The sequence below is a fragment of the Treponema sp. OMZ 788 genome (assembly GCF_024181245.1).
Classification (GTDB): domain Bacteria; phylum Spirochaetota; class Spirochaetia; order Treponematales; family Treponemataceae; genus Treponema_B.
Window position 1 is genome coordinate 943,440 of sequence record NZ_CP051199.1, and the last position, 11,389, is coordinate 954,828.

Genomic DNA, 11,389 nt, shown 5'->3' on the forward strand with positions numbered 1-11,389 from the left:
TTTGGCCTCTTATAAATTTATTTTTCATTCGAAATAAATGTTATAGGTAAATTTTGCATAAGTATCTCTGTAAATGATTAGTGTGTTTACCTAACAGCTGCTTAACTTACAAATGGGGTACTCCAGTTTGCTGGTGTTGAAATAGGTATTAGGCTTTTAATAATTTAAGTCAAATATCAGACTTTGTTCTTTGTCATATTTAATAACAAACTTTGCAACATCCTCACCGGCAATTAATTCAATTGGTTTATCAATGTTCTGAGATGCTTCTTCAACTTTTTTTTCAAGTTCTTTTGTTCTTGTTGCGGTTGTGATAATAATTCCTGCAGATGCATCAAATTTTTCTATTGCTGTTTCAATTTGTTTCACAGCTTTTAAATCATAATGTGCGCCAGTATATGATTTTATTTGCACAACAATTTTATTTTCAAACTGAATATTTGATATTGTTGTGCTGGTTGTTACAATTAAATCTGCACCATAATCTGTTTTCCAGCCAAAGCCATTTTCATTTACATCTACTACATTTGGTATTTGCCTAAATACTCTTGCAAAATATCTTTCAAGATTTTTCCCTTTATGATTTTCGTGAATAAGAGTTGTTATTTTTTTTAAAATATCATTACTTTTTTCTTTTAAGAAAAATATTCCTTTTGTTTCATCTTCTGTTTTTTTATTTTGAACAGCATTCGTTTTAATATTTTCTATCGATTGCAAAAAATCAGCAACAGCATATACTCTTTGATATCTCTGTCGAGGATTTAAGTTCACTGTCGGCAATATCTCCACGGATCTCCTATTAAATTCAACAATTGTCTCAACATCTATAGGTATATTATGTCTAAAATTATTTCCACGACTACATTTTACTCCATCATCAAAATCATATTCTCCTACTACCTTTGCTGCAACACAAATTCCCCATTTTGGCATATTAACATGTACGATCCAATCTCCTGGTTTAATACTTAATAAGAAAGCGTGTTTTCCATTCCAGTGTTTCTTTAAATTATCTTTATCATTAGAAGACCATCCAAATCTACTTTTTCCGTTTTTGATTGATTCGTATACTGCTTTTCTCGCTTCTGTATCATCAATTTTTGCAAATGCCCATATTGTCATTTTTTTTCCTCTATAATTATAGAAAATTTTATTTTGGTCAAAAATTATTAGGTTGGTTTAAACAAAACATTCTGCAAGTGCTAGCTTGTCTACCTAATATTCATTCTGACCCTTTTTTACTATATCAGAAACTCAGATAGGTGTCAACATAAATATAGTTTAAATAAGATAGCTCTCATGGATAGCCTTTTATTAAAAACATGTTAAAAAATTGATTTCTGTGAGATAGTAGATTAATATTGAGTATTCTGATAAAATATAACGGTATCATGGAGATGCAAATTATGAATCAGAAAGATCAAGAATCGGGATATAAGATTACAAGGAAGAATGAAGGTGACATTTTTATTGCTGAAATAGAATTTTCATATGAATATGAAAACCTCGATTTCGTAATTATGTATTTCTGTTACAATAATCAGACACATAATAGTGTAGAGCAGTTGATAGACAAATACAGAAGTAATGGTTTTGAAACTTGTATAATCGGTTGTATTAAAAGTCTTGATGAGGTAATTGATTATACGGATGATAAAGTTTATTCTTCATTTAAAAACTTAACAAGCAAGTTTGATCTTCATCTGGATTCCGCTACGGATTTTGATTTTGAAAACCTCATACAGTTTTGTATTTCAATAGAAATAGGTAACGACATGACTGTGAGTCTGCATGACATAAAATATCGGCCTGATACTAAAATACAAGTCATTTCTGTAGAAGCAGACACTATACAGAATCTAATTAATGTACTAAAAACGAAAATAAATTATTTGTTTAAAAATAATTCAGCTAAATGCAACAGATGTATGATTTCTGCAATGACAAAAGATAAAGATTTTGAAGATGGAATTCATGATTATGAGCAAATTTGTGAAGCATTTGGCGAATACATGGCTGAAGATGCTGATTGTTTATTGGCTGGCTGCACAGAAATGCCTGATGTTTTTACATCTGAAAAAATTAAAGTTATATTAATTTTTTGTGATAAGTGAGTGAATTATGGATGTTGAAGTTATTGTTTCTAACGCGAAAAAAGCAAAATTGCAGGTTGGGGTGTAGAAAAACAATTAATTACATATCATATTCTTCCGGCTCAATATCGGGAGCTTTATTTAAAACTGCTAAAAACTTTTCTTTGGAGCCTTTTTTTGCCCTGTCTTCAAGATAGTTTTCGGTTTGTAATGCAGTCAACTTTTCGCCTATTGCAGCCGTTATGAACTGATTGATTGAAATATTATCTGTTTTTGAAACCTCTTTTACCATATTTTATTATATTATGATACTGATTATTTTGTCAATCATATTTATTAATATAAGCATATTTCCCCGCCTTGCTTTTTTTGTAAAAAATCGCTTATAATCGGTTTCCAATGAATCTTGAAGCTTTTATTTTAGGCTGCGGCGGGATGATGCCGCTTCCATATAGACATTTAACATCGGTTTTACTTCGCCGTGAGGGCGATTTGTTTTTATTCGATTGCGGGGAGGGTACTCAGGTTGCCTTGCGCCGCCTCAATTTGCGCTGGAAAAGAATCAATGCGATTTTTATAAGCCACACCCATGCCGACCATATAACCGGCCTTCCCGGGCTCCTCATGCTTTCGTCTCAGGTTGACAGGGAAGAGCCTCTTTACATAATAGGCCCTCCAAAGGTTGCCGAATATGTGGAAACCAGCCGGAAGGTTTTGGATATGTATATCAATTACGATATTATTGTAAAGGAAATAAGGGAGCCGGGCGTTGTTTATTCTACCGATGAATTTCAAGTGCGTTCCTTTTGGCTGGATCATACAAAGCCATGCATGGGATACACCTTTGAAGAGTTTGAGAGGCCTGGAGAATTTAATCCCGAAGCTGCAAAGGCTTTAAATGTTCCTTGCGGGCCTCTTTGGTCCAAGCTCCAAGGAGGACATGATGTAGTCTCTGCCGACGGAAAAACTATCCGGCCCGAAGATGTTATGGGGCCTAAAAGAAAGGGCAGAAAATTCAGCTTTGTCACCGATACAAAGTACCTGCCTTCCATTGCTCAAGAAGTAAGGCATTCCGACTTTTTTGTATGTGAGGGTATGTTTGAAAAAGGCATGGAAAAAGATGCTGCCGAAAAAAAACACATGACCTGCACTCAGGCTGCCCAAATCGCTAAGGATGCCGAGGTTAAAAAGATGGCTCTAATCCACTACAGTCCGCGTTACACCGATAACGAGCTTAAGGTTCTTTTGGATCATGCCCGAGAGGTCTTCCCAAACACTATTCTTTCAAAGGACAGAATGAATATTCAATTGGAATATGAATATTAAAGCTCGGCCTAATATCGCTTCTTACAATTTGACATAAATCTAAAAACAGTGTATAATTTACTTGCTTTGTTAGTTAAAGGCCGATTATTAAAAAGGTTTAATTTCAGCTTTTAACATGCAAAAAGGAGTTTTTATGAAGAATATTGTTAAAATTTTTATCGGTTTCCTTCTGATTTTTTCCTTATTTGCTTCTTGCAGTAAGGAAGAAGGAAAAAAAGTTTTAATGGTTGGTATGGTTACGGATGCCGGAACTATAGACGATAAATCCTTTAACCAGGGAACATGGGAAGGCATTAAAAAGGCCGAAAAAGAGCTTGGTGTAAAGGTAAAGTATCTAAAACCCGTCGGAACAACTGAGGCAGATTATATCAAAGAAATATCTAACCTCTATGATTCAGGTTATAAATTCATCATTTGTCCCGGTTTTAAATTTGAGACTGCCGTTTTTAAGGCCCAGTCCAAATACAAAGATGCTAAATTTGTAATAATAGACGGAAATGCTCATCCTGCAGATTCTTGGGATCCACAAAACGGGCCCAATACAATCGGTATCAGCTTTTTAGAAAATGAAGCCGGTTTCTTGGCCGGTGTTGCAGCAGCCTTGCAGCAAAAGACCGGAAACTTCGGTTTTATCGGCGGTATGGAAATTCCCGCAGTACAAAAGTTTAACTGGGGATGGCAGCAGGGCATTAAGTATGCAAACGAAAAGCTCGGCACCAAAATTGAGATTTACCCTGAAAACTTTATATATCAGGGCGGCTTTTCCGACATTGCTGCAGGTCAGCAGATCGCCGCATCTATGTATGACAGGGGCGTTACCGTAATTCATGCCGCAGCCGGAGGTGTAGGTGTAGGCGTTATCAACGAGGCTAAAACCAGAACTCAGGCCGGAAAAAAAGTTTGGGTTGTAGGTGTTGATGTTGACCAATATGCAGAAGGCATTATAAGCGGCGGATCTTCAGTAATTCTTACATCTGCCATGAAGTATCTTGATAAGGCTTCCTACGATATGATCAAGGAAGAATTAAACGGATCGTTCACAGGCGGCCGCTCATTATTGTTCTCTGCAAAGGAAAACGGAGTAGGAATTCCTGCCAAAAACCCCAACCTTTCTGAGAGTGTACAGCAGACGGTAAACGACATTTACCAAAAAATCAAAAAGGGCGAGATTGTAGTAAGTGCAACTCGAGGAGACCTTTTTAAATAAACAACTATCTTAAAGCCCATTTTTCCTGTTATTCAAAACGGGAGGAATGGGCTGTTTCTTATTTTTTGAGGAGTTCAAATTGTCCCATTCTGATTATGTGATTGAAATGAGAAATATCCGTAAGGAATTTCCCGGAATTGTGGCAAATGATGACATAACTCTACGCGTAAAACGCGGAGAGATTCATGCAATTTTGGGAGAAAACGGAGCGGGTAAGTCTACCCTTATGAGTATCCTCTTCGGGCTTTATCATGCCGACAGGGGAGAAATCTTTGTGAAGGGGAAGAAGGTAAAAATAAACAGCCCCAACGATGCTAATGATCTAGGTATCGGAATGGTGCATCAGCATTTTAAACTCATCCATAATTTTACCGTTACCGAAAACATTATTTTAGGTAAAGAAGGCGGTTTTATTCTAAACCGGAAAGAAGCCGAAAAACGCATAAAAGAATTAAGCGATAAATACGGCCTTTTTATTGAACCCGATGCCGTTATAAGCAATATAACTGTAGGTATGCAGCAAAGGGTTGAAATCCTAAAAATGCTTTACAGGAATGCAGACATTCTCATCTTCGATGAGCCCACGGCAGTTTTGACTCCTCAGGAAATAAGCGAACTTATGCAGATTATGCGTAACCTCGCCTCAGAAGGCAAGGCCATAATCCTTATCACCCATAAATTGCAGGAAATTTTGGATGCGGCCGACAAGTGCACGATTATAAGACGCGGAAAACTCATAGATGTTGTCGATGTGGCTTCTACAACCAAAAACGAGCTTGCCTCCAAAATGGTAGGCCGGCCTGTAGACTTTAAGGTTCCGAAAGGCCCTTCAAATCCGGGTGCTCCGATTCTCGAAATCAAGAACTTAAACGTATTAAAAGAAAAAAAACTTCCTGCCGTAAGCAATTTTTCCTTGGATGTCAAAGCCGGAGAAATCGTAGGTATAGCCGGTGTAGACGGCAATGGTCAAAGCGAACTGGTCTATGCCCTTTCAGGGCTCATGCCTTCCGAATCGGGCAGCATAGTTTTGGAAGGAAAAGATATTACAAACCTTTCTATAAGAAAAAGAGCCGAATCGGGCCTGGGTCATGTACCTGAAGACAGACAAAAGCACGGCCTTGTTTTGCAGTACTCTATTGCCGAAAACATGGTCATAAAATCCTATTACACAAAAGATTTTCAAAAACACGGCTTTTTTAAATATGGAGAAAATAAACTCCTTTGCTCAAAAGGTCAGCGAAGCCTTTGATGTCCGCTCAGGTTCCGGTATAGAATCCAAGGCGGGAGATTTGAGCGGAGGCAATCAGCAAAAGGCGATTTTGGGCAGGGAAATAACCCTTGATCCTCCTCTTTTAATAGCCGTCAACCCCACACGGGGGCTTGATGTCGGGGCTATAGAGTCCATCCATAAGGAGCTGGTAAAACACAGGGATAACGGAAGGGCTGTTCTTTTAATTTCCTTTGAGCTTGACGAAATCTTTAACCTTTCCGACAGGATAGCCGTCATGCACAGGGGGGCTTTAAGCGGAATTGTACGCCCTGAAGAGACTACTGCAGAAGAGGTCGGGCTTATGATGGCAGGTATGGGAGGAAAGAATGAGTAAGCTTAAAATAAAAAGCCTTAATTTTAAAGACTTTAACGTAGCCGAAAACAATTTTATTATCAGTTTTTCGGCTGTTTTGCTCGGCCTTATTGCGGGAGCCGTTTTTATAGCCGTATTGGGTACAAACCCTTTTTCGGCATTTTCCTATCTTTTCCGGGGCGGGCTTATGAATATAGAACGGATCGGAAATACTCTTGCAACAGCTACAATTCTTCTATTTGTAGGTCTTTCTGTAAGTTTTGCCTTTAAAACGGGGCTTTTTAATATAGGTGCTTCAGGCCAGATGCTGATCGGAGGCCTTTGTGCTACAGTTATAGCCCTAAACAGCTCAATGCCTCGTCCTCTTTTATTGCTTGTTTTAATAATAGCCGCTATGATAGGAGGTGCCGTTTGGGCGGCTCTTCCAGGGCTTTTAAAGGCCGTATTTAATGTGCATGAGGTAGTTTCTACCATAATGATGAACTGGATAGCTTATTGGATAGTTTATTATTCGGTTCAAGGTTATCTAAAGGCAGAGTTTATAGAAACCGAAAGCCGCTCCATTGCCGTAGAGCATACCTTGAGGGCGGAATGGCTGAGTAAAATCTTCGGAAGCGAGTATATAAACTACGGGATATTCCTAGGTGTTTTAGGAATGATTCTTGTAAAAATAATATTGGACAAGACAACCCTGGGCTTTGAGTTAAAGGCTGCGGGTTATAATAAGAGCGGTGCCGAATATGCAGGTATAAAGGTAAATAGAAACATTATCTTTTCGATGATGATAGCAGGTGCTCTTTCGGGGCTTGCAGGCTTAACCTACTATGCAGGTTATTCCTTAAATATGCAGATAGGCGTTTTACCCTCGCAGGGCTTTGACGGCATAGCCGTCGCTCTTTTAGGAGCCGGAAATTCGGTAGGCGTTGCCTTGAGCTCCCTCTTTTTCGGTGTGCTCCATGTAGGGAAGGGCTTTATGAGTGCTAATACAACCGTTCCGCCGGAAATAGCAGATACCATAATTGCCGTAATCATTTATTTTACGGCTACAAGTTTATTGTTAAAGCGCTTTTGGTCTAAATTACAAAAATATAAGAAAAAAACGGTCAAGGAGGCTGACTAATTATGTGGCATACTTTAACTTCGATATTTCCCTATGTTATAGCATATACGATTCCTCTTTTAGTAACTTCCTTAGGCGGTCTTTATAGCGAAAGGAGCGGGGTAGTCAATTTAGGGCTTGAAGGCCTCATGCTTGTAGGCAGTTTTGCCGCAGCTATTACCATAAATCTTTTGGAAGGCTTAGTGCCCGCAGGGTTTCTTATTCCCATAGGGCTTTTAGCTGCCGTAATTATGGGAATCTTATACTCCCTTTTACATGCCTTTGCCTCAATTACCTTAAAAGCAGATCAGATTATAAGCGGTACTGCCATAAATATGCTGGCTGCAGCCCTTACAGTATATACCGCAAGGGCCATCTTAGGTTCAGGAAATGTCCGAGTAAGCAGTATAATCCGAAAAGATATTCCGGGGCTTGCAAACATTCCCGTTTTAGGCCCCTTATTCTTTTCTCAAAGCTATTGGAGCACTTGGCTGGTTTTGGCTATCTTGGTTTTTTCCTGGTTTTTATTGTATAAGACTTCGTTCGGTTTGAGGCTTAGGGCCTGCGGAGAGCATCCTTCGGCTGTAGCCAGTGCAGGTGTAAATGTTCATAGGATGCGCTACTTTGCCGTATGTGCGAGCGGGGCCTTGGCAGGTTTAGGCGGAGCCGTTATCCTTGTAACCTATTCCGGAGAATTTAACGGAAGTGTTGACGGCCTCGGCTTTTTAGCCCTTGCAGCTTTAATCTTCGGACAATGGAAGCCCTTGGGTATTTTGGGTGCAACATTCTTTTTCGGTTTTGCCAGAACTGTCGCAAACGTCTCTCAGGTGATTCCGTCTTTAAGCCTTATACCGCCGATTTGGCTTAAGATTTTCCCCTATGCGGTAACCCTGATAGCTCTTGTGCTTTTCAGCAAAAATTCTGCAGCACCCAAGGCTGACGGACAGCCTTATTAAGCCTTCCTAATACGGAAGAGCCTATGAAAAAAAGATTTTTTCATCAGTTTAGCCTTGTATTAAGCTTTTTTATCGCCTTTAATCTCTTTGGGCAAGAAAATTCCGATATTCCCTTATCTCAAAGAGTATCTAATATAGAAGGCTTATGGGAAAACGGCTGCCGGTTTATAGAGTTTTCAAAAAAAGATGACTCCTTGCTTGATATGAGGATAGTTTTAAAACCATATTACCGCTTTGTTTACGAAAAAACGGGAACCTTTTCCGCATCCTTGGAAACACAGGAAGATTCTAAAAGCTTATTTTATTTAAAAATAAGATATCCCTATGTAAAAAACACCATTGTTTTTCCTGTATGTGTAGAAAATGACTTCTTTTTTACTTCATTTTATAAAAAAATTCCATATGAGGTACAAAAAGAAGATCTTGACGATTTTTCGGAATCAAAAGATGAAAATTCTCAAAACTCATTTGGCAATAAAAAAATTGCTTTAGACGGTTTTTGGATAGAACAAGGCAGTCCCGACGGAATCCTCCTTTATCCCAAAGCCCCTCCCGAATCTGTCGATGCTTATTTTTTCATGGGAGACGATTATATCCGTTTCCGCTACTGGCTGGATGACCTTGAATATAACGATAAAAAGGTTATTGTAAAGGGAAATGACGGAACAGGCTACATATTCCCTCGGCTTTTAAAACGAGGAAGCCTTGTATATTCCTGCGTAACTAACACAGGCAGCATTTTACGCAATTATGAGACAGGAAAGTTCATAATTGCTTCGGATACAGATGCAGAAAAAACTAAGGGCTTATTTTTGACTTTTAAGCCTCTTGGGGCAGGTCCCGGCTCCCATGCCGTAGCCGATACCTATCCCAAATCTCAGTTTTCGGTTTTAGAAAATCTGCCTCTTTATATAACGGATGACGGAAAACTATTCTCCATTGGAGAGCCTTTTCTTATGAGGTCGCAGGTAAAAGACCTTGATGCCGAAATTAGAACTCATAATTCAAAAAGAAGGCCTCCGCCAGAACCGTCTATACCTATTGAAGATTTATAAAACTATTAATATAAGGAAGGAACTATGCATTACAAGGTTTTATTCAGGATTGAAAAATTTCATTTAATCGACAAGCTGATTCACAAGATAACTAATTACAAAAGATATTGCGAAGAAATGGGGGACACTGCCGAAATTGAAGTTGTTTTTGCAGGAGATGTTGTAAAATATTTTGAGAATATCGAAAATAATTTCACCGGCTCAGGCTTAGATATAGCCCTTTGCCATAATGCTCTAACCGGTCAAAATATGCCTGATATAAACTACAAAAACATAAGAACGGTCAGGGCCGGAATAGGCGAAATAATAAGCCGGAAAGCTGAAGGTTTTATCGAATACACTATCGAATAAGTAAAACCTTAACTCAATCCGGCTTAATCGGATAAAATTTAGTCTTTAGGCCATGTAAGCATTTTTTCGCAAAGAGCTGCAAAATCCTTTGCAACCTTCTTGGCATCGCTTACGGGTATAACTGCTTCTTGGTTCAAGGTCTTCTCAAAAAACAGCTCCATAGATTGAAATGTATCGGGAAGAGGATAAAAGAGAAATGCAAAGTTAATGCCTACAGGTTTTACTACGGTAAAAGCCGAAATGGCATCTTGCGGAGTTTTGCTGTAAATTATATTTGACTGATTTTTTGCAGTATAAACATTGGATTCTTTGAACCTTAAAGGTACTTGAAAATTCTTATCTCTAAATACCGGTTCTGTTGCCTTATGAGGGAAGTTTGCCGGTTCTACCAATAGGAAAAGCTTTTTTCCGTTTGTTTGGAAGGTTAATCCGCTGCCTGACATATAAATATCTTTTACGGTAGAATATGAAATTACCTCATAAACACTGTAGGCTGAATCTTCCTTAAAGAAGGATGAAACGATGTATCCATGATCCATCGGAAGTTTGTTTTGAGCGTAAGCTTCAAAAAGGTCAATTGCTTTTAAATTCGCCATAAAAATCTCCTTTTGATTTATTAAATTGAATTATACAACATTTTTTTTAAGTCTTCAAGGCTTAAACTTGAACTTTGTATAATTTTATAAAAAAAGAGCTTGACATTTTTTGGATTTTTTAGCATAATATGCCTCATACTTGGTGGGTATAGTTCAGGGGTAGAGCGCCAGATTGTGGTTCTGGTTGTCGTGGGTTCAAATCCCACTACCCACCCTCTGCGGAGCTTATAAGGCTCCGCATCTTTTTGCGCCTGTAGCTCAGCTGGATAGAGCATCGGACTTCGAATCCGCAGGTCGCACGTTCGAATCGTGTCGGGCGCATGGATTTGCCGCCTATTTTACTGTTTCCATAATTTTTAATTACTTGACAAAACAGTCTGATTTTGATAGGCTTAATAATCTATTTTATTGTTATAAGAGGTGACAAATGGCGATTAAACAGCCTAAGGGAAAAACAGTTAGACGACTCGGCGTTAATATCTATGGTAATCCGAAATACGACAAGCTTTTGGATCGCAAGCCGAATGGTCCCGGAAAAGAACGCGGCGCAAGAAAACGGGGCAAGACTTCTGTTTATGGTGAACAATTAAAGGAAAAACAAAAATTCAGATTTGCTTATGGAATTTCGGAACGCCAGTTTAGAAATTTATATAAAAAAGCAAGCCGAATGCCCGGTGTTACCGGTGATAATATGATTTCCTTGATGGAACAGCGTTTGGATAATACGATTTATCGAATGGGCTTTGCTATCAGCCGTGCACAGGCCAGGCAAATGGTCACGCATGCTTATTTCTTTATTAACGGAAAGCCCGTAAACATTCCCTCGATGTGCGTAAGCGTAAACGATGTTATTACAACAAAAAATAAAAAAGGTATTCAAGCCCTTATCCGTCATAATATGAGTGCTTCTCAGAGTGCTAGAGGTTCTTGGCTCACAGTTGATGACGAAAAACTTTCTGCTACAGTAAATATTTTACCTGTTACAACAGATATTCAGCCTGTAGGAAATATTCAGAACGTTGTTGAATACTATTCAAGAAACGCTTAAGCCTTAAGTTTAAATTTGGTTTTAAGTTCTTGCAGAGAACGGCTCATTCAAAAGAATGGGCCGTTTTTTTATTAT

At 38.6% G+C, this 11,389-nt stretch carries 11 protein-coding genes, 2 tRNA genes and 1 pseudogene; 11 read left to right on the forward strand and 3 right to left on the reverse strand.

What is annotated here, in order from left to right:
• Window positions 1-156: 156 nt before the first annotated feature.
• Window positions 157-1,122: a restriction endonuclease gene (locus E4O00_RS04470; protein ID WP_253678790.1), complete on the reverse strand. Its 966-nt coding sequence runs from the start codon at window positions 1,120-1,122 to the stop codon at window positions 157-159.
• A 284-nt stretch (window positions 1,123-1,406) separates the two neighbouring features.
• Here E4O00_RS04470 and E4O00_RS04475 point away from each other — a divergent pair, with 284 nt between their 5' ends.
• Window positions 1,407-2,114 (forward strand): hypothetical protein, encoded by a 708-nt coding sequence (locus E4O00_RS04475; RefSeq protein WP_253678791.1) that lies wholly within the window; start codon window positions 1,407-1,409, stop codon window positions 2,112-2,114.
• Between the two features lie 79 nt (window positions 2,115-2,193).
• On the opposite strand, the gene E4O00_RS04480 is transcribed toward E4O00_RS04475, so the two are convergent.
• Complete coding sequence (locus E4O00_RS04480; protein WP_253678792.1) at window positions 2,194-2,385, reverse strand: hypothetical protein; 192 nt, start codon at window positions 2,383-2,385, stop codon at window positions 2,194-2,196.
• A gap of 107 nt (window positions 2,386-2,492) precedes the next feature.
• Between E4O00_RS04480 and E4O00_RS04485 the strand changes: the two genes are divergently transcribed.
• From E4O00_RS04485 to E4O00_RS04515, 7 genes and pseudogenes are all read left to right on the forward strand, one after another.
• Window positions 2,493-3,419: a ribonuclease Z gene (locus E4O00_RS04485; protein WP_253678793.1), complete on the forward strand. Its 927-nt coding sequence runs from the start codon at window positions 2,493-2,495 to the stop codon at window positions 3,417-3,419.
• A 133-nt stretch (window positions 3,420-3,552) separates the two neighbouring features.
• A complete protein-coding gene (locus tag E4O00_RS04490; RefSeq protein WP_253678794.1) occupies window positions 3,553-4,626 on the forward strand; it encodes a BMP family lipoprotein in 1,074 nt (357 codons plus the stop codon).
• A 79-nt stretch (window positions 4,627-4,705) separates the two neighbouring features.
• Window positions 4,706-6,230, forward strand: a pseudogene (locus E4O00_RS04495) (ABC transporter ATP-binding protein).
• Window positions 6,223-7,329 carry an ABC transporter permease gene (locus E4O00_RS04500; RefSeq protein ID WP_253678795.1) on the forward strand — a complete coding sequence of 369 codons (1,107 nt, stop codon included), beginning with the start codon at window positions 6,223-6,225 and terminating at the stop codon, window positions 7,327-7,329. Before E4O00_RS04495 ends, E4O00_RS04500 begins: the two are co-directional and overlap by 8 nt.
• 2 nt (window positions 7,330-7,331) lie before the next feature.
• Entirely contained in the window at window positions 7,332-8,264 is a 933-nt protein-coding gene (locus tag E4O00_RS04505) for an ABC transporter permease (RefSeq protein WP_253678796.1), read from the forward strand.
• A gap of 23 nt (window positions 8,265-8,287) precedes the next feature.
• Window positions 8,288-9,319 carry a hypothetical protein gene (locus E4O00_RS04510; protein WP_253678797.1) on the forward strand — a complete coding sequence of 344 codons (1,032 nt, stop codon included), beginning with the start codon at window positions 8,288-8,290 and terminating at the stop codon, window positions 9,317-9,319.
• 24 nt (window positions 9,320-9,343) lie between these two features.
• The gene (locus E4O00_RS04515; RefSeq protein WP_253678798.1) at window positions 9,344-9,670 is read left to right on the forward strand and encodes a DsrE family protein; all 327 of its coding nucleotides are present in this window, start codon (window positions 9,344-9,346) and stop codon (window positions 9,668-9,670) included.
• Between the two features lie 38 nt (window positions 9,671-9,708).
• Here the strand turns inward: E4O00_RS04515 and E4O00_RS04520 are convergent, their stop codons facing one another.
• A complete protein-coding gene (locus E4O00_RS04520; RefSeq protein WP_253678799.1) occupies window positions 9,709-10,266 on the reverse strand; it encodes a hypothetical protein in 558 nt (185 codons plus the stop codon).
• A gap of 142 nt (window positions 10,267-10,408) precedes the next feature.
• Here E4O00_RS04520 and E4O00_RS04525 point away from each other — a divergent pair.
• The 3 genes from E4O00_RS04525 (at window position 10,409) to rpsD (ending at window position 11,314) form a co-directional block, all read left to right on the forward strand.
• Window positions 10,409-10,480, forward strand: a tRNA-His gene (locus E4O00_RS04525).
• A gap of 33 nt (window positions 10,481-10,513) precedes the next feature.
• Window positions 10,514-10,587 (forward strand) — tRNA-Arg (locus E4O00_RS04530).
• Window positions 10,588-10,693: 106 nt separating this feature from the next.
• On the forward strand, window positions 10,694-11,314 hold the full coding sequence (rpsD, locus tag E4O00_RS04535; RefSeq protein WP_253678800.1) for a 30S ribosomal protein S4: 621 nt from the start codon (window positions 10,694-10,696) through the stop codon (window positions 11,312-11,314).
• The last annotated feature ends 75 nt before the right edge of the window (window positions 11,315-11,389 follow it).